Source organism: Streptomyces sp. NPDC057010, assembly GCF_042673805.1.
In the GTDB taxonomy this organism is placed as follows: Bacteria; Actinomycetota; Actinomycetes; order Streptomycetales; family Streptomycetaceae; genus Streptomyces.
In genome coordinates, this window is the sequence record NZ_JBHUSC010000031.1 from 44,061 (window position 1) to 69,835 (window position 25,775).

Genomic DNA, 25,775 nt, shown 5'->3' on the forward strand with positions numbered 1-25,775 from the left:
CGCACGCAAGCCCGCCCGCCCGGCCAGGAGGCCCCCGTGACCATCAGCCCCGCCAAACTCTCCGACCCCGCCGTCGGCTCCTTCGTCGCCGCCGTCAACGCACACGACAAGGACGCCTTCCTCGCGGTCCTGACCCCCGACGCGACCATGTCCGACGACGGTTCGGACCGCGACCTGGCCGACTGGATCGACCGGGAGATCTTCGACTCCGGCGGCCACATGGAGGTCCAGTCCGAATCCGACGGCGGCCACGCCCTCGTCGTCAACTACCGCAACGACACGTGGGGCGAGATGCGCACCGCCTGGCGCTTCACCGTCACCCCGGCCGGCCGGATCAGCCGCTTCGAGACAGGCCAGGCCTGAGCCGGACCGCCCGGACCGCGCCCGGCCACCGGGCGGTTGAACATCCGATAGTCCGGACCGCTGCTCCTCCCGTACGGGTGAAAGCGCACCCGGTGTCGTTCCGGCCCGCCGCGGGGCCCCGTTGGGCCGGGTATGAAACCCACCCGAATCGCCGTATTCGCCCTGGCCGCCGCGGCGGCCACGCTCGCTCCCGCCCTCGTCCAGCCGGCCGGCGCCGCGGAGGGGACGTCGCCGTACCTCCAGGACCCGGCCGGCGGCGAGAAGGCCATGAAGTCCCTGTGGACCAAGGACGAGATGCACAAGGTGGAGGGGCAGTTCCGCTTCCACCCCGGAGTCCAGTACAAGACGGTCACCCGCCCCGGCCCCTCGGCCGCGCCGGACTACGAGCGGCAGGCGCCCGACCCCCGCACGCTGGCGTGGGAGCCCTCGTACGAGTTCGCCTGGGCGGTGTCGGATTCGACGGTGGTGAAGAAGTCCCTGACGGTCAAGGAGGGCGAGCACCCGATCGTCGTACACGCCGTACTGCGCACCGCGAAGGGCGCGAAGGCGGGGGAGGTGCGCCGGGAGCTCACCGGCAAGGCGGCGACGGGCCGTGAGACGGTCGAGGGCGGCAAGCGCATCGCGTGTGACACCGGAAAGTACACGGTGGAGTGGTCGGTCACCCGCTCCGGCTACGGGACGCTCACCGGCACCCTGGGCTGGGACTCCAGCTGCGAGCAGTACCGCACGGCGTTCGCCTCGGACCACGGAAAGGCCCGCCAGCACCGGGGGAGTTGAGGAGGCCTGCCGCCCCGCGCACCTTGTGAGTGCTCGGCGGGCGACTGGGCCGACGGCCTTGGATCAAGAGCCGTAGTGGCCATTGTGCCGCACGGGGTGGACTGCGGCAGGGGGCGAAGGTCCCGTGTCACGGGGGACTTTCAGTGCTTCTTGGACGCCTCGTTGGCCTTGGCGGCGATGTCCTCGAGGACGGCCTTCGGGTCGCCGCCCGGTTCCACGGCGCGTCCGATGTTGCGCTTGATCGTGTCGCTGACGGTCACCCAGGCCGGGTCGTTGACCGGGTAGAGCTGGGCGCCGCGCAGCGCGGTCAGGAACTGCTCGTCGTTCTTGTCCAGGCCGCCGCCCGCCGGGGTGCGCGAGGCGGAGACGGTGGACGGCAGCAGGTGGTAGCGGCCGGCGAAGTCCGACAGGTTCTTGTCCTGGTAGACGAAGTCCATGAACTTGCCGATTTCGGTGCGCTTGCCGTTCTGCTTGAAGGCCATCATCCAGTCGGCCACGCCCACCGCCGGCGGATTCTCCCCGGGGCCGAGGTTCTCCGAGACCGGCATCGAGATGGCGCGGACGTCGATGCCCTTGGCGCGCGCCTCGTGCAGCAGCGAGGGGTAGCCGTTGACCATGCCGACCTCGCCCCGCAGGAACGCGGCGAAGGCGTCGGCGCGGTTCAGCTGGGACGGCGGGGTGGGCCCGACCAGACCCTGGGCGACCATGTTGTCCTTGACCCACTTCCAGGTCAGGACGTTCTGCTCGGAGGCCAGGCTGTAGTTGCCGCTGCTGTCCGCGTAGCCGCCGCCGTTGCTCAGCTCCCAGATCATCGCCTCGGCGTGCGCCTCCTCCGGGCCCAGGGGCAGCGCGTACGGGTAGGCCACGCCCTTCGCCTTGAGCGCCTGGGCGTCGGACTTGAGGTCGGGCCAGGTCTTGGGCGCGTCCTTGATGCCGGCCTTGTCGAACAGCGCCTTGTTGTAGAAGAGCAGACGGCTGCTCGCCACCCAGGGCAGACCGTAGAGGGTGTTGCCGACGGAACCGGCCTCCGCGAGCGGCGCGAGGAAGTTCGCCTCGGCGCTGATGGAGAGCAGTTCCTCCGCGGAATAGAGCTTGCCCTGCGCCGCGAAGTCGGAGTAGGAGCCCATGAGGGCGATGTCCGGCGCCTTGCCGGCCTTGACCATGCGGGAGACCTCGCGGTCGATGTCGGCCCACGGCAGGAGCTTGACCTCGACCTTGATGCCGGGGTTGGCGGCGGTGAAATCACGGGTCACCTTGTCCCAGAAAGCCTTTGAGCTGGTGGCCGGGCTGTCGCCGTATTCGGCGGCCACGAGGTGCAGCGTGCCCTCGCCACCGGAGCCGTCGCCGGAGCCACCACAACCGGCCAGAGGTATCAGTAGTCCGAGCACGGCCGTGGTGGCGGACGTGCCGAAGATTCTTCGTCGCACGGGTGGATTCCCCTGATTTTCTTTGGATCCCGTTATTACTTATGAGTTACTCCGGGCGGGGGTGTCCCTCCGTGGCCCGTTGGCCGGAATTCTCTCCTGGCGACGGGCGCTTGGTTCCATTGGGGCCGCAGTTGTGGGTCATGCTCCAAGACGGGCAATTCCCCTTTGTGTTTTCCGATATGAGATCGAGAATTCGGACGCGCGTAGACATGCCGAAACGCCCGTTTCCGGCCGGGAAACGGGTTCTTCGGGGTGGCGCGTCTTGAAACCGGCCCGTCAGTCGGAGAATTCGCCCGCGTAGGGGTCGGGCTCGCCCGTCTCGGGGTTACGGCCCTCCTGCCAGCGGCGCTGGGCCTTGCGCCAGTGCACGAAGCTGAGGTGGCCGCCGTCCCAGAAGGTGATGCTGACGGGGCTCACGTCGAACTCGTCGGAGCAGAGCCGGTAGAGGAATTCGGCCATGCCGTACGGGTACACGGCGAAGGAGTCGGCCGTGTGCCGGCCGCACACCAGGACGGGCCAGCGGTCCGGGTCGGGGTCGGAGGTGAGCCAGCACAGGATGTCGGAGCCGCCGGTGACCCCCCAGGCGATGATGGCCTCCGGGTCCACGTCGAAGGCGGAGCGGCCGCCCTCCGCCTCCCAGACCTGGCGGGCGTTGTCCGTCTCCTCCGTCATCTCGGCGGGGTCCCACTGGAGGCCGGGCTTGGGGAGCGGGAGCAGGATGCTGGCCTCGCCGTTGATGGAGCCGGCGCCGAAGCGGCCCATGAAGGCGATGAAGTCGGCCGGGAAGCGGGTCCCCCAGGCGGCCTCCGCCGCCTGCCAGTCGATGTCCTCGTCGGCGCCGTGCGTCGCCGGCATGATCTGCTCCAGCGCCTTGATGTGCGCGTTCTCCGTCATGCCGCTCCCCTGACACCCCAGCTCAACCGCCCCAACCTACCGCCGGGGAGGGGAGCCACCTAGCCGGGCGTGAGACGCCCCGGTACGTCCACGTTCACGGTGACCCCGGGGTGCAGGCCCCACGCGGCCATGGCTCCGGCCTCGGCCTCCAGGACGTGCCGGGAGCGGGCGCGGGGGCGGCCGAGGCGGTTGGGCGGCATGGTGACCACGTCCAGGACGCGGAGGTTCCGGTCGAGGTAGGCGACATCGATCGCGAACCGCATCCGGAAGGTGTGCACGCTCGCCGCCGGGGTGAGCAGCATGGCGCCGTCGATCCCGGCCCGGCCGAGGAGACCGCGCGTCCGCGCCCGGTAGGAGGCGGCCACCTCCAGCGCCATGCGCTGCGCGCCGACCAGGAGCGTGCCTTCGCCGTCCCGCCACTTCGCCATGCGCGCCACCTTAGAGCGCGGCGCGGCGCCGCTGCCGTGGTTCCGCCCCGGACCCCGCGCCTCAAACGCCGGCGGGGCTGGATTTGGCGCGGCTGGATTGCCCGCAGGGCAATTTCAGCCCCTCCGGCGTTTGAGGAGCGGGGTCTGGGGCGGAGCCCCAGGTCTTTGGCCGCGCCGGCGGTACCTTCGGCGGGTGGGTGTCGTCCTGATCGTTCTTGCCGCCGGGTACGGGGCCGTGGCGGGGTGGTTGATCCCGCGCGCGCGGTACCGCCTCTCCGTTCAGCCGGAGGAGCCCTGGCGCGAGTACTGCCCCGCAGGGCACCGGCTCGCCGGGTGGCTGGGCCCCGCCCGCTGCCGGGAGGCTCCGCACCGGTACGGAGGTTCGGCCGCGGCCCTCACCGGCACCGTGTGCGCCGCCCTCGCCGCCGCCGTCGGGGGGCGGCCCGAGGGGGTGGTGTTCGTCGGGCTCGCGCCCGTCCTCGTGCTGCTCGCGCTCGTCGACCGCGCCGTGCACCGGCTGCCCGACCCGCTCACCCTCCCCCTCGCCGCCGCGGCCGCCGCCGCCCTCGGCGTCGCCGCCCTCGCGCCCGGGGCCGCCGGGTCCTGGCGGCTGGCCCTGCTCGGCGGGGGAGCGCTCGGAGCCTCGTACCTGCTCCTGCACCTCCTCAACCCCGCCGGGCTCGGGCTCGGCGACGTCAAGCTGGCGCTCTCCCTGGGGGTCGCTCTTGGGTGGTACGGGTGGGGGGTATGGGCGCTCGGCGCCTTCCTCGGCTTCCTCTACGGCTCGCTCTACGGGCTTTCCCTTGTGGTGCGCGGGTCCGCGGCCCGGAAGGACGCCTTCGCCTTCGGCCCCTTCATGGCCGCCGGCGCACTCACCGGAGTGCTCCTGGGCGGCTTCGGAGCGTAATCGTGGCGCGCCGGTGCACGCAGCACGCTTTACGAAGGGTTATGGTGGAACCCCCCCCTCGGGCCGGTCCGTATCCCCCCCACGGACCGGCCCGTTTTTCGTTTCCACCACCCCGCCCGCGTTCCCGCAGGTCAGCCCTGCCGGCTCCGCTGGGCCCAGATGTTGGTGCCGGGGGTGGACACCGCGAAGGAGTCGATCTCCTTCAGCTCCTCCTCCGACAGCGGGGCCCCGGCCAGCGCGGCCACGTTCTCCTCCAGCTGCCGCACGCTCGACGCGCCGATCAGCGCGGAGGTCATCCGGTCGTCCCGCAGCACCCAGGTCAGCGCGAGCTGGGCCAGCGACTGGCCGCGCCGGGCCGCGATCTCGTTCAGGCCGGAGAGGCGGCGGACCACGTCCTCCGAGAGGAGCGCGGGGTTCAGGGACTTGCCCGCGGCGGCCCGGGAGTCCTCCGGGATGCCCTGGAGGTACTTGCCGGTCAGCAGCCCCTGCGCGAGCGGCGCGAAGGAGATGCAGCCCATGCCGGACTCCTCCAGGGTGTCCAGCAGGCCGTCCTCCTCCGTCCAGCGGTTGATCATCGAGTACGAGGGCTGGTGGATCAGGGGGCGCACGCCCATCCCGCGCAGCAGCCGCACCGCCTCCGCCGTCTGCTCCGCCGTGTAGGAGGAGACGCCGACGTAGAGCGCCTTGCCCTGCTGGACCGCGGACGCGAGGGCGCCCATGGTCTCCTCCAGCGGGGTCTCCGGGTCGAAGCGGTGCGAGTAGAAGATGTCGACGTAGTCCACGCCCATCCGCTTCAGCGAGGCGTCGAGCGAGCTCATGAGGTACTTGCGGCTGCCCCACTCGCCGTAGGGGCCGGGGTGCATCAGGTAGCCGGCCTTGGAGGAGATGATCAGCTCGTCGCGGTAGGCCGCGAAGTCCTGCGAAAGGATCTTGCCGAAGTTGAGCTCGGCCGAGCCGGGCGGCGGACCGTAGTTGTTCGCCAGGTCGAAGTGGGTGATGCCCAGGTCGAAGGCCCGGCGCAGGATCGCCCGCTGGGACCCCAGGGACCTGTCGTCACCGAAGTTGTGCCAGAGGCCGAGGGAGATGGCCGGGAGCTTGAGGCCGCTGTGGCCGGTGCGCCGGTACTCCATGGAGTCGTATCGCGAGGGCTCTGCCCGATAGGGATTGGTATCAGTCACGATGTCCTCCCTATCACGGAGTTGTGACAGACCGAGTTGGGTACCCGATCCCGCCGCGCAGTAATGTGGCGGCCTCGGGGGAGGACCGCATTTCGCACGGGGGCAATGCACGGAGGGGCTGGAAGATCGTGAAGCTGCGCGACCTGGTGTACAGGCTCTACGCACGCCGGGTGGAAGGCCGCCTCGACCATGACGCGTCGCCCAAGCACATCGGCGTCATCCTGGACGGGAACAGGCGCTGGGCGAAGGCGTCCGGAGGCACGACGGAGCAGGGCCACCAGGCAGGGGCCGACAAGATCTCCGAGATGCTCGGCTGGTGCACCGAGACGGACGTCGAGGTCGTCACCCTGTGGATGCTCTCCACCGACAACCTGGACCGGCCCGAGGTCGAGCTCCGCCCGCTGCTCAACATCATCGAGAACACCGTCCGGGGCCTGGCCGCGGACGGCCGCTGGCGCGTCCACCACGTCGGCAACCTCGACATCCTCCCCGCCCGGACCCAGACCGTGCTGAAGGAGGCCGAGCAGGCCACGCACGACGTCGACGGGATACTCGTCAACGTCGCCGTCGGCTACGGAGGCCGCCAGGAGATCGCCGACGCGGTCCGCTCGCTGCTGCTGGAGCATGCGCAGAAGGGCACCTCCTTCGAGGAGCTCGCCGAGATCCTCGACATCGACCACATCGCGGAGCACCTCTACACCCGCGGCCAGCCCGACCCGGACCTCGTGATCCGCACCAGCGGCGAGCAGCGGCTGTCCGGATTCATGCTGTGGCAGAGCGCCCACTCCGAGTACTACTTCTGCGAGGTCTTCTGGCCGGCCTTCCGCAAGGTCGACTTCCTGCGGGCGCTGCGCGACTACGCCGCCCGCCACCGGCGGTACGGCACCTGAGTGGTCTCCGGGGGCGTCTGATGCCCCCTCGGACCCGGCCCGCCCCTCCCCTCGAAGCCTTCACCAGGGATTCACCGAGCGTCCGTCATATGCCAAGGCATGGCCTGGCCTGATCGGGGAATATCCCTTTCAGGTCGATGCCCGATCCACGGGTGTCGAGTCTCAGCGGACGGCATGGGGTCGTCCGCCCGGGAGGCCCTTTGCACCAGGACGCACGTGCGGTTCGCACGGACGAAGTGGGAGGGCCGGAAATCGGCCCTGGCATGGGTGCCGATGACCGGTCCGGTCTTCATGGCCCGACCTCTTCCGAGGGGGTACGTCCTTCCGTGGTGACCAGCACAAAGCGCCGCCTGCCCGACAGGCGGACCTACGTCCTCGACACCAGCGTCCTGCTGGCAGACCCCAACGCGATCCGCCGCTTCGACGAGCACGAGGTCGTGCTCCCGATCGTCGTGATCACCGAGCTGGAGGCCAAGAGGCACCATCCCGAACTCGGCTACTTCGCGCGCCAGGCCCTGCGCCTGCTCGACGACTTCCGGGTCCGGTACGGACGCCTCGACGCCCCCATCCCGCTGGGCGATCTGGGCGGCACCCTGCGCGTCGAGCTCAACCACTCCGACCCGGGCGTGCTGCCCGCCGGCTTCAGGCTGGGGGACAACGACTCGCGCATCCTCGCGGTCGCCCGCAATCTGCAGGCCGAGGGCTACGACGTCACGGTGGTCTCGAAGGATCTCCCGCTGCGCATCAAGGCCTCCTCCGTGGGGCTGCTCGCCGAGGAGTACCGCGCGGAGCTCGCCATCACCGATGCCGGCTGGACCGGCATGGGCGAGCTCGGACTCTCCGGGGAGCAGGTGGACCTCCTCTACTCGGAGGAGCGGCTCTACGTGCCGGAGGCCGCCGAACTGCCCGTGCACACCGGCTTGGTCCTCCAGTCCGAGCGCGGCAAGGCGCTGGGCCGGGTCACGGCGGACGGCAACGTGAAGCTCGTACGGGGCGACCGCGAGGCCTTCGGGCTGCACGGCCGCAGCGCCGAACAGCGGATCGCGCTGGACCTCCTCCTCGACCCCGAGATCGGGATCATCTCGATGGGCGGCCGGGCCGGTACCGGAAAGTCGGCCCTGGCGCTGTGCGCGGGGCTGGAGGCGGTCCTGGAGCGGAGGCAGCATCAGAAGGTGATGGTCTTCCGGCCGCTGTACGCGGTGGGCGGCCAGGACCTCGGCTACCTGCCCGGGGACGCCTCCGAGAAGATGAGCCCCTGGGCGCAGGCGGTCTTCGACACCCTCTCGGCGGTGGCCGGGCGCGAGGTCATCGAGGAGGTGCTGAACCGCGGGATGCTGGAGGTCCTGCCGCTGACGCACATCCGCGGGCGCTCGCTGCACGACGCCTTCGTGATCGTGGACGAGGCGCAGTCGCTGGAACGGAACGTCCTGCTGACCGTTCTGTCCCGGATTGGCGCCAATTCGCGGGTCGTTCTGACCCACGATGTCGCCCAGCGGGACAACCTGCGGGTCGGCCGCTACGACGGAGTCGTCGCCGTGGTCGAGAAGTTGAAGGGACACCCCCTCTTCGCCCACGTCACGCTGACCCGGTCCGAGCGCTCCCCGATCGCCGCACTGGTCACCGAGATGCTCGAATCCCTGTAATGACACAGGGGGCAAAACGCCCATAGCGGGATGGTGAGTTGGCGCCGCCCGGCAAAGGCCCGAGAGCCTAGCCGGGCGGCGTCGTGCTGCACAGGCCTTTGGCGAAATCGACGGCGACATGCCAGGTGTGACCTTTCCCACGCAACGGAGAATTGCCTTGCGGCGTCGCGTTCCGGCAGAGTCTGGTTTCCGTCAGGCCCCGCATACGGAACACGTGTATCTCCCGTGAGGTACAGCAGCACCACAACTCCACAGTCGATTGCCGTATGCCGCCCGGAGTTTCACGCGGCAGCCCCCGCAAGGGAGTTGCCCACGGGCCCGCGCCTCCAGTGACCGCAGAAGCACGGAGGCCAGTGTCGAGGGGCACTTTTGCGCCCGCGCGGTCACTGCGGACGCTGCTGGAAGGACATCATGTGAGCCGGATCTCGGTCCGGGGGTTCGCGGTGGCTTCGGCCACGGCGGTCACCACCGTCGGCGCAGTCGTGGGCGTTGCCACCGGCGACCCCTCCTCGAACGACCTCGAGACGGCCGCGTCCGGCGCGACTCTCCTCACTGACATCCCGCTGGGCGACCAGGCGCAGGTCCAGAGCGCGTCCCTGACGCAGCAGGCCGACGCCATCGTCCACGCCGCCGACGCCGACGCCAAGCGCTCGGCGGAGGAGTCCGCCCGCCTCCAGGCCGCCGAGGACGCCAAGGCGAAGAAGGCGGAAGCGGAGAAGGCGAAGGCGGAAGCCGACGCCAAGGAGAAGAAGGAACGCGAGGAGAAGGAGCAGGCCGCCAGCCGCTCCGCGACCCGCGACGCCGGCGACTTCGAGGTCCAGGGCTCCTACACGGTCGCCCAGGTCAAGGCCATCGCCCAGCAGATGGTCCCGGCCGGCCAGTTCCAGTGCTTCTCCAACATCATCAACCAGGAATCCACCTGGAACTACAAGGCCGTCAACTCCTCCTCGGGTGCCTACGGTCTCGTCCAGGCGCTCCCGGGCTCGAAGATGGCCTCGGCCGGTGCCGACTGGCGCACCAACCCCGCCACGCAGATCAAGTGGGGCCTGAACTACATGAACGAGCGCTACGGCAGCCCGTGCAGCGCCTGGAGCTTCCACCAGGCCAACGGCTGGTACTAGCCGCACCCGGCCGCGCCGCGAACCTCGCCGCGGCCCGCTCAACCCCCGAGAGCCCCGCACCGTCCTACGGTGCGGGGCTCCTCGCGTGTACGGTCTTTCGAGGTGTGACCACGGGGCGGGGGGAAGGGAACGACATGGCGAAGAGGGCAGGCTGGCTCGGCCGGCTCGGGAGCAGGCTGAACCGGATGGAGGCGCGGCTCGACGAGCGGCGCGCCGAGGTCGAGGCCGAGGCGAGGGGCGACCTGCCCCGCGGACTCCCGCATTCCGCCGAGTCCGCGCCGGGCGCGGTCCCGGGCGCTGTCCCCGGTCCGGGCGCGGCGGGGGCCGCGGCGCCGCCGGCCGGCGTCCCGCTCGTCCCCGAGCGGCCGGACCCGGTCAGCGTGGTCCCCTGGGGCATGCGCGTCGCCGCCGAGGTCAGCTGGCGGCTGCTGCTCCTCGCCGGGATGCTCTGGGTGCTGATGAAGGTGATCAGCGAAGTCCGCCTGGTCGTCCTCGCCTTCGCCGCCGCGCTGCTCGTGACCGCGCTGCTCCAGCCCTTCGTGGTCCGGCTGAGGCGGCTGGGCCTGCCGCGCGGGCTCGCCACCGCCGTCACGGCGGTCCTCGGCTTCGTCATCATCGGACTCGTCGGCTGGTTCGTGGTCTGGCAGGTCATGGAGAACCTCGACGACCTCTCCGACCGTGTCCGCGACGGCATCAACGAGCTCAAACTCTGGGCACTGGACAGTCCGTTCCACGTGACCGAGAAGCAGATCAACGACATCGCGAAGAACCTCAGCGAGACCATCGGCACCAACACCGAGCAGATCACCTCCGCCGGCCTCCAGGGCGTGACCGTCCTCGTCGAGGTGCTGACGGGCATCCTGCTCGCGATGTTCTCGACGCTCTTCCTGCTCTACGACGGCAAGCGCATCTGGACGTGGACGCTCGGCCTCGTCCCGGCCGCCGCCCGCCCCGGTGTGGCGGGGGCCGGGCCGCGCGCCTGGCGCACGCTGACCGCGTACGTACGGGGCACCGTGCTGGTCGCGCTCATCGACGCCATCTTCATCGGCCTCGGCATCTACTTCCTCGACGTGCCGATGGCCGTGCCGCTCGCCGTCTTCATCTTCCTGTTCGCCTTCATCCCGCTCGTCGGCGCCGTGGTCTCCGGGGCCCTCGCGGTGGTCGTCGCGCTCGTGACCCAGGGCGTGTTCAGCGCCCTGATGGTGCTGCTCGTGGTGCTGGCGGTGCAGCAGATCGAGGGGCACGTGCTCCAGCCCTTCATCCTGGGCCGGGCGGTACGGGTGCACCCGCTGGCGGTGGTCCTCTCGGTGGCCGCGGGCGGCATGATCGCGGGCATCGGCGGAGCCGTGGTCGCCGTGCCGCTGGTCGCCGTCACGAACACGGTGGTGGCCTACCTGAGGGCGTACTCGCGCGAGCAACTCCACCACGGGGCCGGATCGGTGGGACCCGCACCGCACGGGGCGACCGCGGTCGGCTCCGCCGCCGTGCGGGAGGCGGGCACCGGTGATCACTGAGCCGGAGCTGGACGGCGGGTGGGAGTCGGAGCGGCCGGCCGAGGTGGCCGAGCCGGGGGAAGGGCCCCCGGGGCGGTCACCGGCCCGGCGTCCCTGGCTGTGGGCGCTGGGCGGGGCCCTCGCGGCATCGGCGGTGTGGGCCGGAGCGCTGGCGCCGGCCGCGCAGGATCGATTCACCGCCGCGCCGAGGATCTCGTACCGGCACGTCGAGGAGCTGTGCAAGAGCACGCCGCTGAAGGCGCTCACCGCGGTGGCGGGGCCCCTGGAGGAGCGGCTGGCCCGGCACGAGGAAGGTCCCGCCCTGGACTGGGCGACCTGCGACTTCAGCGGGGAGTGGGACGGCAGCCGGCTCGCCTTCTACGGCCGGGTGGAGGTCGAGCTGCACAAGAAGACCGATCCCGGGCCGGAGTTCGGGGCCGGACTCGGCCTCGATCCGTTCATCGGCCCGGAGGTCGACGAGGTGCACGAGGTCCCCGGGATGGGGGACCGGGCGCTGCTCCACGGCTACATGTCGGCGTCCCGGCTCCAGGTGCTCGACGGCGGTGCGGTCCTCACGCTCACCGTGCAGTGGCACGGTGAGGACGGGCAGGCCAAGGCCGACGAGGACGCGGTCGCGGCGGCGGTGATCGAGGACATGCGGGCGCTGCTGGCCGCCCTGAAGAAATGACCTGAGCTCAGCCGGCCACGTCGGTAGGGCAGCCGCCCGCTTTCAGCAGCTCGCCGGCATCGAGGGTGACCTTGGCGCCGATGGAGTCGGGCAGGGTGACCTGCTGGCCTGGCGCGTAGAGGGTGTGGTTCGCGTACTCGCCGTCTACGGGGTCGGTCAGGACGTGCAGCCGGTTGTTCTTGCGGTCTACGACGACGTAGACGGGGATGGCCGCCTCCGCGTAAGCGCGGACCTTGGTCCGGAGGTCGTTGTTGAAGTTGCTGCTGGTGACTTCCAGGACCAGACGGAAACATGCGGGATCGTAGCAATTCTCGCTGATGTAGTGGTCCTCGATGTCCGCGTCGACCAGGACAAAGTCGGGGACGGCGTAGTCTTCCGGCCCGCCAGGAAGCCAGACTCCGACGCCCTGGGCGATCTCCGTATCGCTGCCGGACAGATCTGCCTCGTAGAACGGGCGCATCAGTTTCGTGAGGATGCGTGCGTGACGGAAGTCGGGGGGTGGGGCCACGCTGATTACTCCTCCGATGATCTCGACGCGATAACCGGGGAACAGCTCCGTGATCCGCTTGGCCGTTCTGAGCAGGTCCCCGGATGGTTCGTCGGCAAAGGGGTGCTCGACTGCTGCGGCAGACATGGCGCCTCCTGGTTGCTGGTGTCGAGACCATCATCGTAGGGCGATCCCGGCCCTCCCGTCCGGTGCGACGACGTCCAGCCGAACGAGTGAAGGGGCCCCCGCGACAGGAGTCGCGGGGGCCCCTTCAGGGGCGTACGAGGGGTTACTCCGCCGCGAGGGCGGCTTCGGCGTCGAGGGTGACCGCGACGGCCTGGATCACCGAGGCGATCTTGAAGGCCTCCTGGACCGTCTCGCGGTCCACGCCGGCCTTGCGCAGGACCTGCTCGTGCGAGTCCAGGCACTGGCCGCAGCCGTTGATCGCGGAGACCGCGAGCGACCACAGCTCGAAGTCGATCTTCTCCACGCCCGGGTTGCCGATGACGTTCATCCGCAGGCCCGCGCGCAGGCTCGCGTACTCAGGGTCGGAGAGCAGGTGGCGGGTGCGGTAGAAGACGTTGTTCATCCCCATGACGGCCGCGGCGGACTTGGCCGCGGTGTACGCCTCCGGGGACAGCCCCGCCTTCGCCTCCGGCTCCAGCTCACGCAGGACGCGCGGGGAACGGGCGGCGATCGCGCAGGACAGGACGGTGCCCCACAGCTGCTGCCGGGTGAGGGTGTCCTGGTTGCCGATGACCGAACCGAGGTTCAGCTTCAGGTCCTTGGCGAAGTCCGGTATGGCGGACTTGAGGGAGTCGAGGGACATCCGTCACTCACCGGCCAGCAGGGCGCCGGCGTCGAGGGTGCTCTCGCCCTTGTTCCAGTTGCAGGGGCACAGCTCGTCGGTCTGCAGGGCGTCGAGGACCCGCAGGACCTCCTTCGGGTTACGGCCCACGGAACCGGCGGTCACCATCGAGAACTGGATCTCGTTGTTCGGGTCCACGATGAAGACGGCGCGCTGGGCGAAGCCGTCGGCGCCCTGGATGCCGCAGTCGCGCATGAGCTCGTGCTTGGAGTCGGCCAGCATCGGGAAGGGCAGGTCACGCAGGTCGGCGTGGTCCTTGCGCCAGGCGTGGTGGACGTACTCGGAGTCGCCGGAGACACCGAGGATCTGCGCGTCGCGGTCGGCGAACTCCTCGTTCAGCTTGCCGAAGGCGGCGATCTCGGTCGGGCAGACGAAGGTGAAGTCGGCCGGCCAGAAGAACACCACGCGCCACTTGCCCTCGTAGGTCTTGTGGTCGATCTGCGCGAACTCGCTGCCCGCTTCGAGCGAGACGCAGGCGGTCAGGTCGTAGGTGGGGAACGTGTCGCCGACAGTGAGCACAAGCTCTCCTTGCGGAAAGGGAAAGTGACCCTTTTGGGGGCTTTCCGAGGGGGTTGGACGGATCTCACATGCTGACACACCTGCATTGATTACAGAAATAGCTACTCTTGTGGCAGGTGATCGGAGGTACCTATCAGTGGCTGTCGGTAACAGGGGAGCGAAGCAACCCACGCTGGCCCAGCTGCGTGCCTTCGCGGCGGTGGCCGAGCACCTGCACTTCCGGGACGCCGCGGCGGCCATCGGGATGAGCCAGCCCGCGCTCTCCGGGGCCGTCTCCGCGCTGGAGGAGGCCCTGGGGGTGCAGCTGCTGGAGCGCACCACCCGCAAGGTGCTGCTGTCCCCGGCGGGCGAGCGGATCGCGGCGCGGGCGCGGGTGGTGCTCGACGCCGTGGGCGGGCTGCTGGAGGAGGCCGAGGCCGTGCGGGCCCCGTTCACCGGGGCCCTGCGGCTCGGGGTGATCCCCACGGTGGCGCCGTACCTGCTGCCGACCGTGCTGGGGCTGTTCCACCGGCGCTACCCGCGGATGGACCTCCAGGTGCACGAGGAGCAGACCGCCTCCCTGCTGGAGGGGCTGGCCGGCGGGCGCCTGGACCTGCTGCTGCTCGCGGTGCCGCTGGGGGTGCCGGGGGTCACCGAACTGCCGCTCTTCGACGAGGACTTCGTCCTGCTCGCCCCGCGGGAGCATCCGCTGGCCGGGCGGCGGGACATCCCGCGCGACGAACTGCGGGGGCTGCAGCTGCTGTTGCTCGACGAGGGGCACTGCCTGCGGGACCAGGCGCTGGACATCTGCCGGGAGGCGGGGCGCACGGCGGGCGCCGATGTCACGACGACCGCGGCCGGGCTGTCCACGCTCGTACAGCTGGTCGCAGGGGGACTGGGGGTCACGCTGCTGCCGAGGAGCGCGCTGCGGCTGGAGACGGCGCGCAACGAGTACCTGGCGACGGGGTACTTCGCCGAGCCGGTGCCGTCGCGGCGGGTCGCCCTGGCCATGCGGACGGGGACGGCGCGGCAGGAGGAGTTCCGCGCCATCGCCGCCGCCCTCCGCGAGGCCGTCCGCCCCCTCCCGGTATGGCCCACGGACTGACCACCCGCCCGGGGGGGGGGGGGGGGGGGGGCGCCCCCCGCCGGGCCCCGCCGCGGGGGCCGGCCGCCCCCACCTGGTGGGGCCCACCTGCCGCCCCCCGGCGCGGGGGGGGGGGGGGGGGGGGGGCGGGGCCGCGGCCGGTTACTCCGTGCGGAGGCCGGTGGGGCGCATCAGGCGGAGGAGGGGTGGGAGGGTGAGCAGGGTCATCGCGGCGACCAGGGCCGCGCCGGCGCCGGTCATCGCGGCGACCGGGTACCAGTCGATCCGGATCGCGTGCCCGGCCATCTGCATCAGGACCGTGCCCAGCCCCACCCCCACCGCCGCCGCCAAGGCCAGCGCCAGCGCCACCGGCAGGGCCGTCTGCCACAGCACCGACAGGCTCAGCGTGGACCGCTTGGTGCCGAAGGCGACCAGCGCCGACAGCAGTCGCCTGCGCTCGCGCAACTGCTCCAGCTGGGATACCAGCAGGCTCGTGCCGATCAGGACCAGCACGGCGGTCGCACCGAAGTACAGCCCGGTGCGGATCGCCGAGAAGCCGGCGTTCTCCTTGGTGGCCTTCAGCGCGAGCGCCCGGCTGAACGGATCCGCCTCGAACGCCGCCGTACGGACCTCCTCCACCACGTCCGGCACGGAATCGTCGACCTGGACGAACACCTGGGTGTTCGCGGCGGTGCCCGCGCCCTCGGGGGCGAGTGAGGAAGTCACCAGCACACCGTCCCGCACCCGCCCGGTCGGGTCCTCGCGGCTCGCGACCGTACGGGCCGCCGCCGGGAAGGTCCATTCGTAGGCCTTCGCGTCCTTCGGGGCACCCAGGGCGGGGCTCACGGACAGCTTCTCGCCCGGCTTGGCGGTGGCTCCGTAGACCCCGGGTCCGTCGGAGGTGGTACCGGTGAGCACGAAGGCGTCGCCCTCGGCGCAGGAGTCGAGCACGGCGACCTCGCGCAGCGCCGTGCACGAGCCGATGGTGATCTGGACGCCCTGGCCCGAGTCCGCGGCCTGCCCGTGGAGCGAGGTCAGCGGCACGGTCGAGGTGACCCCCCGCACGGCGGCGACCTTCGCGGCGATGCCGTCGGCGCCCCGGCCCGCGCTGCCCGGGGGCAGGCTGATCGAGAGCGCGGCCCGGGCCGGGTCCTGGCCGGTGGCCTCCACGTATTCGCTCTCGACGGTGGCGAACAGCATCTGGAGGGCGATGGCCCCGGCGACGGCGACCGCGATGCCGTTGACCAGCCGGGTGGCGGAACCGCTGCTCAGCTGGAGGCGCCGGACGGCCAGCTGCCAGGACACCGGCCCGCCGGACATCCGGGCGACGAGCCGTTCCAGCAGCCACGGCAGCAGCGCGGTGATGCCCACCAGGAGGAGGGCGACACCGGCGCTGACCTGCCACTGGTTGAAGTCCCCGCCCCCGTTGCCGCGGCCCGTCAGCGGGACGAGCAGGCCCAGTCCGGCCAGTGGCAGCAGGAGCCGCCACCAGATGCGGCGCCGCCGCGGCGCGGAGGTGCGTACGACGCCCAGCGGCTCGACGACCACCCCGCGCATCGCGAACAGGGTCACGGCGACGGCCGCGGCGGGCACGACGAGCGCGACGAGCGCGGCCAGTCCCGGCGACGGATCGAGGTCGGCGGGGAAGACGCTGCGCTGCCGGAGGCTGAAACTGCCCGCGAGTTCACGGCCGAAGGCGAAGAAGCCGACGCCCAGGACCAGCCCGACCAGGGACCCGGCCAGGGCCTCGCCGGCGGCGATCCGGCGGACCGTCCGGGTGTCCGCGCCGACCAGCCGCAGGGCGGCCAGCCGAAGGTCGCGCCGCTCCCCGCCGAACCGGATGGCGGCGGCGATGAAGATGCCGACCGGCAGCAGCAGCGCGACGAAGGTGAGCACCACGAGGAGCATCAGCACGGGGTCGAGCCGCTCGCGCTCCGGGGCGTAGGAGAAGGCGGTGATCCGCCGGACGTGGTAGTCCTCGGGACCGGTCTTCGCCAGCCGGTCCGTGCCCGCGTAGAAGAGGAGCTCGCCGGGGCCCATCAGGCCGGCGTCGCCGATGACCTCGGAGACCGGCAGGTCGAGGCGCTCGCGCAGGCGCCGGCCGTCCGGGGAGTCCAACAGCTGCTGCAGAGCGGGGGAGACGGCGATCTCGCCCGGGGCGGGGATCTTCCGCAGGCCCGGTGGGACGGGCGCGTCGGGGCCCTCGGCCTGGAGGAAGGAGCCCTCGATGTCGGTGCCGTGGTAGGTCTGGTCGGCGCCCGAGATCAACAGGGTGTCGGGGCCCGGCTGTTCGGCCCGCGGGGAGGCGATCGTGGAGCGGGCGTCGCTGCGCTCGTAGCGGGCGGTGAGCGCGCTCGGCAGGGCGGCGGTGATCAGCAGCAGCGCGACGCCGAGGCCGACGCCCACTCCGGTGAGCAGGGTGCGGGTCCAGCCCTCGCGGCCGCCGCCGAAGGCGAAACGGGCGCCCATCGCGAGGTCGCGGGCCCAGGTCCTGAGCCCGCTCGGCTCGCCGGGCCGGCCCGGCCCGTACGGGTGGTTCATATGACCCGCTCCATGTCGCGGGAGCGGCCGTCGCGCACGACGATCTCGCGGTCGGAGTACGCGGCCACGCGCGCCTCGTGGGTGACGAGCACGAGGGCCGAACTGGCCGCGCGGGCGGTCTCGGTGAGCAGCTGCATCACCAGTTCCCCGTTGAGGGAGTCCAGGGCGCCGGTGGGCTCGTCGGCGAAGACCACCCGGGGGCGCGTGACGAGGGCGCGGGCGACGGCCACGCGCTGGCCCTGGCCGCCGGATATCTCGCCGGGGCGCTTGGCGCGCAGGTCCTCCACCTGGAGCCGCTCCATCCACTCCAGGGCGGTGGCTTCGGCCTCCCTGCGCCTGACTCCGGTCAGGCGCAGGGGAAGGGCCACGTTCTCCACGCAGGTCAACTCCGGTACGAGCTGCCCGAACTGGAAGACGAAGCCGAACTCGGTGCGGCGCAGGGCGCTGCGCTCCGCGTCACCCATGGCGGACAGCTCGCGGCCGGCGTAGAGGACGGAGCCGGAGTCGGGGGTGACGATCCCGGCGAGGCAGTGCAGCAGCGTGGACTTGCCCGAGCCGGAGGGGCCCATGACGGCGACGACCTCGCCGGGGTGGATGGAGAACTCGGCGCCGTCGAGGGCGCGGGTGCTCCCGTACGTCTTGTGGAGATCGGTGGCGGCGAGGAGGGAGCCGGCGGGGGCGGTCATCGCCGCACCTCCTCGGCGAGCCGGTCCAGCCGGGCGGCGGCGAGCTCCAGCCAGCGCAGGTCGGCCTCCAGGTGGAACAGGGCGTGGTCGCAGACGAGCTGATCGGCGAGGTCGCCCTTGCGCTTGCGCTGGGTCAGGATGCGCATGAGGCGCAGGTGTTCGGCGCGCTGGGTGTCGAGGAGGCCGGCGGCGCTGCGGTGGGTGAGCAGGGCGAGCACGATCTTGGTGTAGAGCGTCGACTGGAGGTACGGCTCGGGCTTCTCGGGCTGGGAGAGCCAGTGCTCGACGTCGGTGATGCCGGCGTCGGTGATGGCGTACCGCTTGCGGTCGGGGCCGCCGCCGCTCTCGATGCCGTCCACCTCGACGAGGCCGTTCTTCAGGAGCCGGGACATGGTGGAGTACACCTGCCCGTAGGCCAGGGGCCGGTCGTGTCCGAACTTCTCGTCGAAGGCGCGCTTGAGGTCGTATCCGTGGCGGGGGCCGGCCTCCAGGAGGCCGAGGAGGGTGTGACCTATGGACATGGGGCGACTATACACCGCATGTATACGCGCGGTGTATAGCCGGCGTGCGCGGCGGCCGGTCAGTCGGTGGACTTCGGGGGGCGGCCGCGGCGGGGGATGGGGGACGGGGAGGAGGGGAGGCGGCCGGTTTCCGAGAGGGCGCGGCGCAGCAGGAACTCGATCTGCGCGTTGGCGCTGCGCAGTTCCTCACCCGCCCAGCGGGCCAGCGCGTCGTAGACCTGGGGGTCGAGCCGCAGCAGCACCTGCTTGCGGGCCTGCGCCCCCGCCCGCGCGGGCCGCTGCGGGCGGGACGCCGGGCCGGCGGCGGGGGCCGTGCCCGGGGCGTCCGGCTCGCCTCCGGGGGCCGTTTCGCCCCCGGAGGCCGGGGGCTCGTTGCCGCCGGCGGTCACTGGTAGAGCGTGCCCGTGTTGAGCACCGGCTGCGCGGCGCGGTCCCCGCAGAGGACGACCATCAGGTTCGAGACCATGGCGGCCTTGCGTTCCGGGTCCAGGTCCACGATCTCCTCCTCCGCCAGGCGGGTCAGGGCCAGCTCGACCATGCCCACCGCGCCCTCCACGATCTGCTTGCGGGCCGCCACGACCGCGCCCGCCTGCTGGCGCTGGAGCATCGCGGAGGCGATCTCCGGAGCGTACGCGAGATGCGTGAAGCGGGACTCGATGATCTGGACGCCCGCCGCCTCCACCCGCGCGTGCAGTTCGACGGCCAGCTTCTCCGTGATCTCCTCGGCGTTCCCGCGCAGCGACAGGCCGCCCTCCTCGTGGGCGTCGTACGGGTACTCGATCGCGATGTGACGGACCGCCGCCTCCGTCTGCGTCTCCACGAACTCCGTGAAGTCCTCGACCTCGAACACCGCCCGCGCCGTGTCCTCGACCCGCCACACCACGACCGCCGCCAGCTCGATCGGGTTGCCGTAGGCGTCGTTGACCTTCAGGACGGCCGTCTCGTGGTTGCGTACGCGCGTGGAGATCTTCTCGCGGGAGGTCAGCGGGTTGACCCAACGCAGGCCGTCCGTACGGACGGTGCCCCGGTACCGCCCGAACAGCTGGACCACCCGCGCCTCGCCCGGCGCCACCGTGTTCAGGCCGCTCATCGCGATGACCGAGGCGAGTGTCAGCAGCACGCCCGCCGCGATCAGCGACGCCTTGGCGGCGGCGGCCGTCAGTACCGCGCCGGCCGAGATCAGACCCGCCCCCGCCGCGATGCCCACCAGTCCGAGCAGCAGCGCCAGGCCGCCGCCCACGCTGCGCGCGGTGAACTCGCGTACGCCACCCGGCGTGGCGAAGGTGTTCGTGTTCGTCATCGTTCCCCCGTTCCTCGTGGTCGCGACCGGTCGGGTCGCTTAGCAAAGTGATATCACTTTTTGAGTCCGCGCGATACGCCGGGGGTGTGCACGGCAACCCTTTGGCCTTCACGTGCGTCGGTTCCTGTGACGTGGGTGCTGATTCTCACGTCCGAATTGACCGGTATTGGCCAAGGTTGGCCAGCCTTTGTCACAACCTGCGGTGTTAGCTTTCTGAGCTGACATCGGGGGAAATCGAGCGGAGCGGGAGCGATGGGCCGAGCAGAAGCACGTATGGCGCAGCAGCAGCGCGGTGCGCGGCGTGCGCCGAGCGGACGCGCGAAGGGCACCAAGGGCAAGGCGGGCGCGGGCAAACGCACCGGCATACGTCGCTTCTTCACCTGGAAGAAGATCCTCGGCGCGTTCTTCGGGACGATCCTCCTCCTCATGGCCGCGGCGATCGTCCTGTACTTCTCGGTGAACGAACCCACCGACCCGAACAAGCAGGCCACGCTCCAGAGCAACACCTACCGGTACGCCGACGGCTCGCTCATGGCCCGCACCGGTGAGATGAACCGCGAGATCGTCCCGATCGACAAGATCCCGGCCGACGTCCGCACCGCGTTCATCGCCATCGAGAACAAGTCCTTCTACAAGGACCGCGGCATCGACCTCATGGGCACGGCCCGAGGCCTGTTCAACACGGTCACCGGCAAGGGCAAGGCCGGCGGTTCGACGATCACCCAGCAGTACGTCAAGAACTACTACCTGACGCAGGACCAGTCGGCCACGCGCAAGCTCAGGGAGCTCGTGATCTCCCTCAAGGTCGACCAGCGCATGGAGAAGGACGACATCCTCGCCGGGTACCTGAACACCAACTTCTACGGCCGCAACGCCTACGGCATCCAGGCGGCGGCCCAGGCCTACTACGGCGTCGACGCCGACAAGCTCACGCTGGAGCAGGGCGCCTACCTCGCCGCCGTCATCCAGGCCCCCAGCCAGTACGACTGGGCGACCGCCGGCCCGAACGGCAAGCGGCTGGTCATGATCCGCTTCAACGCCGTCCTCGACAACATGGTCGAGATGGGCGCGCTGGACGAGGCCAAGCGCAAGACCATGGCGTTCCAGGAGCCCATCAAGCCCAAGCCCCGCCCCGGCATGGACGGCCAGAAGGGCTACCTGATCCAGGCCGCCAACGACGAGATGAACCGGCAGGACATCACCGACGCGCAGATCGCGGCCGGCGGCTGGAACGTCACGCTCAACATCGACCCGAAGAAGCAGGCGGCGCTGGAGAAGGCGGTCGACGACGAGCTGGAGTCCAAGCTCCGCCGCGAGGACACCAAGGAGCGCCCCCAGGACCAGAGCGTCCAGGCCGGCGCCACCTCCGTGGACGCCAAGACCGGTGCGATCGTCGCGATGTACGGCGGCCAGGGCCTGGAGCAGAAGTCCGCGAGCAACGCCCTGCGCACCGACTACCAGCCCGGCTCGACCTTCAAGCCGATCGTGCTCGCCTCCGCCCTGGAGAACAACGCCACGACCCAGGGCGGCAAGCCGATCACCCCGAACACGCTCTACGACGGCACCAGCAAGCGCCAGGTCGTGGGCAGCAAGATCCCCTTCAACCCGCAGAACCAGGACGACAAGGACTACGGCAAGGAGATCACCGTCCAGGAGGCGACCAACTACTCGGTCAACTCCGTCTACGCGCAGATGATCGTGGACGCCAAGCCGCAGGCCGTGAAGAAGACGGCCCTCGCGCTCGGCATGAAGGACCGTGACGGCTGGCCCGAGGACAAGCCGGCCATGTCGCTGGGCACCATGAGCGCCAACACCGTGGAGATGGCCGCCGTCTACGCGTCCCTCGACAACCACGGCAAGAAGGTCACCCCGACCATCATCAAGAGCGCCGAGCACAAGGACCGCGAGTTCAAGCCCGAACCGGCCATCGGCGCCCAGGCCATCTCCCGCCAGACCGCCGACACCGTCACCAAGGTGCTCACCGGCGTCGTCAACGACGGTTCCGGCAACAAGGTCCAGAGCAGCGCCTACGAGGCCGCCGGTAAGACCGGTACCACCGAGTCCAACGTGGCGGGCTGGTTCACCGGCTACACCCCGGAACTGGTCACCGTCGTCGCGATGTTCGGCGAGGAGCCCGGTACCCACAAGCAGGTCACCCTGACCGGTACCGCCGGCGGCGGCCGCGCGGGTGGCTCCAGCTTCCCCGCCGCGATCTGGAAGGCCTACACCCTCGCCGCCCTCGACGGCGAGGACACCGGGAAGTTCGACCTGAAGGAGGCCGAGATGGGTGCCTCGCAGGCGCCCTCCCGCAGCGTCTCCACGTCGCCCTCCGCGAGCCAGTCCTCCAGCGCTCCGGCGACCAGCAGCGCTCCGGCGAGCACGCCGACGCCGACGCCGACGCCGACCCCGACGGCGACGAAGACCGGCGGCCCGAAGCCGCCGACTCCGACGGTGACCCCGACTCCGACGGCGACCAAGACCGGCGGTCCGAAGCCGCCGGACCCGCCGCTGTTCCCCGAGCAGTAGACGAGCAGCAGGACACACACGCCACCGCCCCGCAGCCTTCGGGCTCGCGGGGCGGTGGCGTACCTGCGTCGGACGGTGCGGCTCAGCGCCGCTCGTGGGGGCCGGGCAGCGGCAGCTCGAACCAGACCACCTTGCCGCTGCTCAGCCGGGTCGCGCCCCAGCGGCGCGCCATCCGGTTGACCAGGAACAGGCCGCGGCCGCCCTCGTCGGTGTCCCGGGCGCGGCGCTGGCGCGGCAGCTGCGGGGAGTCGTCGCCGACCTCGCAGCGCAGGACGTCCGTACGCAGCAGGCGCAGGGTCACCGGCCGTTCCGCGTACCGGACGGCATTGGTGACGACCTCGCTGACCAGCAGTTCCAGCGAATCGCTCAGCTCCTCCAGGCCCCAGCGGGTCAGGGCGCGGCGGGCGAAGCGGCGGGCCCGGCCCGGAGCGGTCTCCTCCGGGTCGAGGAACCAGTACGCGACGTCACTGGGCGCGATCCCGTCGAACCGGGCCGCGAGCAGGGCGATGTCGTCGTCCCGGTCGCCCGGGCCGAGCATGTCCAGGACGTCGTCGCACAGGGCCTCCAGCGGCGGCGGGTGGTCCAGGCCCGTCAGCTGGGCCGTGGTCGCAAGGCGCTCGCGGAGCTGCTCGATGCCGGTCCACACGTCGCGCAGCCGCGATTCCACCAGGCCGTCCGTGTAGAGCAGCAGGGTGGCCCCGGCTGGCGCGTCCAGCTCCACGGCCTCGAAGTCCACGCCGCCGACGCCGATGGGGGCGCCGGGCGGGACGCGGAGCACCTCGGCGCGGCCGCCCAGGTGCAGGAGCACCGGCGGCGGGTGGCCGGCGTTGGCGATGGTGATCCGGTGCGATACGGGGTCGTAGACGGCGTACAGGCAGGTGGCCATGCGGTCGGAGCCGAGGCGCTGCGCCTGCTCGTCCAGGTGGTGCAGCACCTCCGCCGGGGGCAGGTCCAGCTGGGCCAGCGTCTGCGCGGTGGTGCGGAGCTGGCCCATGATCGCGGCGGAGGTCATGGAGTGGCCCATGACGTCGCCGACGACGAGCGCGACCCGGCTGCCGGGCAGCGGTATGGCGTCGTACCAGTCGCCGCCGACCCGGGCCGTCTCGGCGGCGGGCAGGTAGCGCGAGGCGAGCCGTACCCCGGTGGGCTGGGGCAGGCTGTCGGGCAGCATGGTGCGCTGGAGCTCGTCGGCGATGTAGGCCTCGCGGCCGTACAGGACCGCCTTGTCGATGCCGAGCGCGGTGTGGGTGGCCAGCTGGGCGGCGACCAGGAGGTCGTTCTGCTCGAAGGCGGGCCGCTCGGGGCTGCGCAGGAACACGGCGGCGCCGATCACCCGGCGGCGGCCGCGCAGCGGCGCGAGGACGGCCCGGTTGCCGCGCGGCAGCGGATGCTCCGCGCCGAGCAGTTCGGGCAGTGCGGCCTTCGCGGCGGCGGAGGAACCGAAGACGGGCCGTACGCCGCGCAGCACCTCGGCGAGCGCGCCGCCCGGCCGGATCTCGCACAGCTCGGCCGCGGGCAGGTCACCCTGCGGGCCGACCAGCGGCAGCTGGCTGAAGTCGAGCTCGCCGGTGGCCCCCGCGGCCCCGGCGAGGTCCAGCCCCGCGCCGATGGTGCTGCTGCTGTCGGTGAGGTCGTCGATCGGCCGGAGCCGGTCGGTGCGCCGGAGCCTTAAAACGACCGGGCCGACGGGGCGCTCGTCCCCGACCGGGAGCGGGTCGCGCAGGTAGACGAGGATCGCGTCGGAGAAGGTGGGCACGGTGGCCCGGCACAGGCCGAGCACGATCTCGTCGAGGTCGATGCCGCGGGCGATCCGCCGGGTGGCGGCGCCGACGAACCGCAGCCGGTCGCCTTCGCGGCGGGCGGCGCTGACCTCTCCGCCCCCGGCCGGTATCACGCTCCCGCCACTCCCGGCGCGGTACGCGGCATCCTGGCCGGCGGTCCCGTCGGCCTCGGGGGCGGTGTCCGGCAGGGTGGGGTCGCCGGTCTGCCGGCCGTCCCGGGAGCGTGCGTTGCCCTGGCCGGGATCCGCCTGGGCCGGTACCTCGCCGGAGGCGCCCGTCGCCTTGCCGTGGGGCCGGGGGAGCCCGGCACCGGCACCGGCACCCGCACCGGCACCGGCGCCCGCCGCGTTCCGGGCGGCGACGCCGTCCCGTGCGCGGGCGCTGCCCTGGCCGTCGTCGAGCCCGGCGGCCTGGCCGCGGGGGCGGGGGAGACCGGCGCCCGGGCCCGCCGCAGCGCGGGCCGCACGGGGGTCGGAGGCCGCGGCGGCCGCGCCGCCGGGCTCCGCCGCGGGGCCGGTGCCGGAGCCCGCGGCATGCGTGCGTACGGCCTCGGCGGCGATGGGCGCCTTGCCGTGGCCGGCCTCGTCCGTACCTCCGCCGGAGGCGACGGGCTGCGGGCCCTCCTGAGAGGTGGGGTACTCCGTCACGCGTGCAATTCCGTCCGTTTGCGCTCGATGTGCGCTGCACTCAACTCGGTCAGTCGCGGTATACCCGCTCAGCGGCCCGGGCACCATCACCCGGGGTTTCCGCGTCCCCCTCGTTACCTCTCGCCCTGCGCTGCCTCCGGTCAAGTCCCGCGTGCGGCGCGACACTTGCGGAGGAACGGCCCGTAGAGACGGCCCCGCGCGCGCGACCTTGCGGAGGACGATCCTACGTTTGAACCCCGGGGGCGCATCAAGGGTCTCATGAGGTCATATGCGCCGGAGTGCGGTCCCAGTCCTTCGGCAGAACCGGAACCCCCCAGGCCGGATCGGGCCGCCAGTCCTCCCAGCCGTCGGAGAACGGCGCACCCCACGCCTTGATCACGTTCACCGCCGCCCGCCCGGCGGCCTGCACCTGCCGCGCCTGCTCCCGGTCCATCAGCCCGGACCGCTGGGCCTGCGCGAACTCGTCCTCGTCCCGCCACTTCCAGGTGCGGTCGGGATAGACGGAGATGTCGAGGAAGTGGTCCACCGAGTCGACCCCGCCCGACCAGCGCGACCTGGGCTCCTCCAGGTTCACGTACCAGCTCTTGAACCGCCAGCCGTGCTCCCAGAACAGCCACACCGACCACGGATCACCGGGCCGGGCCAGCTTGAGGACCCCCGCACCGAACCAGCGCGACCGTACGGTGGTGCGCGCCGCGGTGTAGCGGGTGGCGAGCGGCTCCTCGTGGACGGGGGTGCCGTCGGCGAGGACCGGCTTGACGCACTCGGTGCCGGGGGCCATCCAGACGGCCAGCAGCTCGTCGGTGTCCTGCACCACGGTCACCGGGCGGCAGATGTGGACCGCGCCCTTCGGCCCCGGGGCGTGGTCGCGGTAGCGCCAGAGGATCTGCTCCCCGGGCGCCCAGCGCTCGCCCTGCGCGCCGCTCTGTGCCGCGCGGCCCCCGGGCCGGAAGGTACCTGTCATGCGCAGATCTTAGGGCGGGGGCCCGTACGCCCGCTGCGGTGCAGGTCACCGAGGTGTCAAGGG

The 25,775-nt window shown here is 71.5% G+C and carries 24 protein-coding genes; 10 read left to right on the plus strand and 14 right to left on the minus strand.

Going from position 1 to position 25,775, the window contains the following annotated elements; translation table 11 throughout:
- Nucleotides 1-36: 36 nt before the first annotated feature.
- Together ACFTXQ_RS24020 and ACFTXQ_RS24025 are read left to right on the plus strand one after the other, a co-directional pair.
- Entirely contained in the window at nt 37-363 is a 327-nt protein-coding gene (locus ACFTXQ_RS24020) for a nuclear transport factor 2 family protein (RefSeq protein ID WP_382643995.1), read from the plus strand.
- Nucleotides 364-495: 132 nt separating this feature from the next.
- The gene (locus ACFTXQ_RS24025; protein WP_382643997.1) at nt 496-1,140 is read left to right on the plus strand and encodes a hypothetical protein; all 645 of its coding nucleotides are present in this window, start codon (nt 496-498) and stop codon (nt 1,138-1,140) included.
- Nucleotides 1,141-1,280: 140 nt separating this feature from the next.
- Here ACFTXQ_RS24025 and ACFTXQ_RS24030 read toward each other — a convergent pair whose 3' ends face one another.
- The 3 genes from ACFTXQ_RS24030 to ACFTXQ_RS24040 form a co-directional block, all read right to left on the minus strand.
- On the minus strand, nt 1,281-2,567 hold the full coding sequence (locus ACFTXQ_RS24030) for an extracellular solute-binding protein (RefSeq protein ID WP_382643999.1): 1,287 nt from the start codon (nt 2,565-2,567) through the stop codon (nt 1,281-1,283).
- 276 nt (nt 2,568-2,843) lie between these two features.
- A complete protein-coding gene (locus tag ACFTXQ_RS24035) occupies nt 2,844-3,461 on the minus strand; it encodes an SMI1/KNR4 family protein (RefSeq protein WP_382644001.1) in 618 nt (205 codons plus the stop codon).
- Between the two features lie 59 nt (nt 3,462-3,520).
- Nucleotides 3,521-3,889 (minus strand): DUF192 domain-containing protein, encoded by a 369-nt coding sequence (locus ACFTXQ_RS24040; protein WP_382644003.1) that lies wholly within the window; start codon nt 3,887-3,889, stop codon nt 3,521-3,523.
- A 193-nt stretch (nt 3,890-4,082) separates the two neighbouring features.
- Between ACFTXQ_RS24040 and ACFTXQ_RS24045 the strand changes: the two genes are divergently transcribed.
- Nucleotides 4,083-4,796, plus strand: coding sequence for a prepilin peptidase (locus tag ACFTXQ_RS24045; RefSeq protein ID WP_382644005.1), 714 nt, complete (start codon nt 4,083-4,085; stop codon nt 4,794-4,796).
- A 131-nt stretch (nt 4,797-4,927) separates the two neighbouring features.
- On the opposite strand, the gene mgrA is transcribed toward ACFTXQ_RS24045, so the two are convergent.
- Nucleotides 4,928-5,974 (minus strand): L-glyceraldehyde 3-phosphate reductase, encoded by a 1,047-nt coding sequence (gene mgrA / locus ACFTXQ_RS24050; protein WP_382644007.1) that lies wholly within the window; start codon nt 5,972-5,974, stop codon nt 4,928-4,930.
- A gap of 128 nt (nt 5,975-6,102) precedes the next feature.
- Here mgrA and ACFTXQ_RS24055 point away from each other — a divergent pair, with 128 nt between their 5' ends.
- From ACFTXQ_RS24055 to ACFTXQ_RS24075, 5 genes are all read left to right on the plus strand, one after another.
- On the plus strand, nt 6,103-6,864 hold the full coding sequence (locus tag ACFTXQ_RS24055; protein WP_382644009.1) for an isoprenyl transferase: 762 nt from the start codon (nt 6,103-6,105) through the stop codon (nt 6,862-6,864).
- 326 nt (nt 6,865-7,190) lie between these two features.
- Nucleotides 7,191-8,507, plus strand: coding sequence for a PhoH family protein (locus ACFTXQ_RS24060; RefSeq protein ID WP_382644011.1), 1,317 nt, complete (start codon nt 7,191-7,193; stop codon nt 8,505-8,507).
- Between the two features lie 413 nt (nt 8,508-8,920).
- Nucleotides 8,921-9,628, plus strand: a complete 708-nt coding sequence (locus ACFTXQ_RS24065; RefSeq protein ID WP_382644013.1) for a transglycosylase SLT domain-containing protein — start codon at nt 8,921-8,923, stop codon at nt 9,626-9,628.
- Nucleotides 9,629-9,762: 134 nt separating this feature from the next.
- The gene (locus tag ACFTXQ_RS24070; RefSeq protein ID WP_382644015.1) at nt 9,763-11,142 is read left to right on the plus strand and encodes an AI-2E family transporter; all 1,380 of its coding nucleotides are present in this window, start codon (nt 9,763-9,765) and stop codon (nt 11,140-11,142) included.
- A complete protein-coding gene (locus ACFTXQ_RS24075) occupies nt 11,132-11,809 on the plus strand; it encodes a hypothetical protein (RefSeq protein WP_382644017.1) in 678 nt (225 codons plus the stop codon). Before ACFTXQ_RS24070 ends, ACFTXQ_RS24075 begins: the two co-directional genes overlap by 11 nt.
- A 7-nt stretch (nt 11,810-11,816) precedes the next feature.
- Here the strand turns inward: ACFTXQ_RS24075 and ACFTXQ_RS24080 are convergent, their stop codons facing one another.
- The 3 genes from ACFTXQ_RS24080 to ACFTXQ_RS24090 all read right to left on the minus strand — a co-directional run bounded on the left by ACFTXQ_RS24080 (nt 11,817) and on the right by ACFTXQ_RS24090 (nt 13,683).
- Nucleotides 11,817-12,443 carry a Uma2 family endonuclease gene (locus ACFTXQ_RS24080; RefSeq protein WP_382644019.1) on the minus strand — a complete coding sequence of 209 codons (627 nt, stop codon included), beginning with the start codon at nt 12,441-12,443 and terminating at the stop codon, nt 11,817-11,819.
- Nucleotides 12,444-12,585: 142 nt separating this feature from the next.
- Nucleotides 12,586-13,125 (minus strand): alkyl hydroperoxide reductase, encoded by a 540-nt coding sequence (locus ACFTXQ_RS24085; protein ID WP_382644021.1) that lies wholly within the window; start codon nt 13,123-13,125, stop codon nt 12,586-12,588.
- A 3-nt stretch (nt 13,126-13,128) separates the two neighbouring features.
- Nucleotides 13,129-13,683 (minus strand): peroxiredoxin, encoded by a 555-nt coding sequence (locus ACFTXQ_RS24090; protein WP_382644023.1) that lies wholly within the window; start codon nt 13,681-13,683, stop codon nt 13,129-13,131.
- Nucleotides 13,684-13,819: 136 nt separating this feature from the next.
- On the opposite strand from ACFTXQ_RS24090, the gene ACFTXQ_RS24095 reads away from it, so the two are divergent.
- Complete coding sequence (locus ACFTXQ_RS24095) at nt 13,820-14,767, plus strand: hydrogen peroxide-inducible genes activator (RefSeq protein WP_382644025.1); 948 nt, start codon at nt 13,820-13,822, stop codon at nt 14,765-14,767.
- Between the two features lie 141 nt (nt 14,768-14,908).
- Here the strand turns inward: ACFTXQ_RS24095 and ACFTXQ_RS24100 are convergent, their stop codons facing one another.
- The 5 genes from ACFTXQ_RS24100 to ACFTXQ_RS24120 are packed head-to-tail and all read right to left on the minus strand — an operon-like array spanning nt 14,909 to nt 19,794.
- A complete protein-coding gene (locus tag ACFTXQ_RS24100) occupies nt 14,909-17,287 on the minus strand; it encodes an FtsX-like permease family protein (RefSeq protein WP_382644027.1) in 2,379 nt (792 codons plus the stop codon).
- Nucleotides 17,284-17,973, minus strand: a complete 690-nt coding sequence (locus tag ACFTXQ_RS24105) for an ABC transporter ATP-binding protein (protein ID WP_382644029.1) — start codon at nt 17,971-17,973, stop codon at nt 17,284-17,286. The genes ACFTXQ_RS24100 and ACFTXQ_RS24105 overlap by 4 nt, the downstream gene beginning before the upstream one ends.
- Nucleotides 17,970-18,494, minus strand: a complete 525-nt coding sequence (locus ACFTXQ_RS24110) for a PadR family transcriptional regulator (RefSeq protein ID WP_382644031.1) — start codon at nt 18,492-18,494, stop codon at nt 17,970-17,972. The genes ACFTXQ_RS24105 and ACFTXQ_RS24110 overlap by 4 nt, the downstream gene beginning before the upstream one ends.
- Nucleotides 18,495-18,553: 59 nt before the next feature.
- The gene (locus ACFTXQ_RS24115) at nt 18,554-18,883 is read right to left on the minus strand and encodes an AT hook motif protein (protein ID WP_382644033.1); all 330 of its coding nucleotides are present in this window, start codon (nt 18,881-18,883) and stop codon (nt 18,554-18,556) included.
- A complete protein-coding gene (locus tag ACFTXQ_RS24120) occupies nt 18,880-19,794 on the minus strand; it encodes an SPFH domain-containing protein (protein WP_382644035.1) in 915 nt (304 codons plus the stop codon). The genes ACFTXQ_RS24115 and ACFTXQ_RS24120 overlap by 4 nt, the downstream gene beginning before the upstream one ends.
- A gap of 252 nt (nt 19,795-20,046) precedes the next feature.
- Here ACFTXQ_RS24120 and ACFTXQ_RS24125 point away from each other — a divergent pair, with 252 nt between their 5' ends.
- Entirely contained in the window at nt 20,047-22,320 is a 2,274-nt protein-coding gene (locus ACFTXQ_RS24125; protein ID WP_382644037.1) for a transglycosylase domain-containing protein, read from the plus strand.
- Nucleotides 22,321-22,402: 82 nt separating this feature from the next.
- Here ACFTXQ_RS24125 and ACFTXQ_RS24130 read toward each other — a convergent pair whose 3' ends face one another.
- Nucleotides 22,403-24,748: a SpoIIE family protein phosphatase gene (locus ACFTXQ_RS24130; protein WP_382644039.1), complete on the minus strand. Its 2,346-nt coding sequence runs from the start codon at nt 24,746-24,748 to the stop codon at nt 22,403-22,405.
- A gap of 256 nt (nt 24,749-25,004) precedes the next feature.
- On the minus strand, nt 25,005-25,712 hold the full coding sequence (locus ACFTXQ_RS24135) for a DUF402 domain-containing protein (protein ID WP_382644041.1): 708 nt from the start codon (nt 25,710-25,712) through the stop codon (nt 25,005-25,007).
- Nucleotides 25,713-25,775 lie beyond the last annotated feature (63 nt).

Bases quoted from the DNA above. Each gene is read 5' to 3' on its own strand.
- ACFTXQ_RS24100 (WP_382644027.1), bottom strand. From the start codon at position 17,287: ATGAACCACCCGTACGGGCCGGGCCGGCCCGGCGAGCCGAGCGGGCTC.
- ACFTXQ_RS24070 (WP_382644015.1), top strand. From the start codon at position 9,763: ATGGCGAAGAGGGCAGGCTGGCTCGGCCGGCTCGGGAGCAGGCTGAAC.
- ACFTXQ_RS24035 (WP_382644001.1), bottom strand. From the start codon at position 3,461: ATGACGGAGAACGCGCACATCAAGGCGCTGGAGCAGATCATGCCGGCG.
- ACFTXQ_RS24135 (WP_382644041.1), bottom strand. From the start codon at position 25,712: ATGACAGGTACCTTCCGGCCCGGGGGCCGCGCGGCACAGAGCGGCGCG.
- ACFTXQ_RS24080 (WP_382644019.1), bottom strand. From the start codon at position 12,443: ATGTCTGCCGCAGCAGTCGAGCACCCCTTTGCCGACGAACCATCCGGG.
- ACFTXQ_RS24025 (WP_382643997.1), top strand. From the start codon at position 496: ATGAAACCCACCCGAATCGCCGTATTCGCCCTGGCCGCCGCGGCGGCC.
- ACFTXQ_RS24105 (WP_382644029.1), bottom strand. From the start codon at position 17,973: ATGACCGCCCCCGCCGGCTCCCTCCTCGCCGCCACCGATCTCCACAAG.
- ACFTXQ_RS24120 (WP_382644035.1), bottom strand. From the start codon at position 19,794: ATGACGAACACGAACACCTTCGCCACGCCGGGTGGCGTACGCGAGTTC.
- ACFTXQ_RS24040 (WP_382644003.1), bottom strand. From the start codon at position 3,889: ATGGCGAAGTGGCGGGACGGCGAAGGCACGCTCCTGGTCGGCGCGCAG.
- ACFTXQ_RS24085 (WP_382644021.1), bottom strand. From the start codon at position 13,125: ATGTCCCTCGACTCCCTCAAGTCCGCCATACCGGACTTCGCCAAGGAC.
- ACFTXQ_RS24125 (WP_382644037.1), top strand. From the start codon at position 20,047: ATGGGCCGAGCAGAAGCACGTATGGCGCAGCAGCAGCGCGGTGCGCGG.
- ACFTXQ_RS24110 (WP_382644031.1), bottom strand. From the start codon at position 18,494: ATGTCCATAGGTCACACCCTCCTCGGCCTCCTGGAGGCCGGCCCCCGC.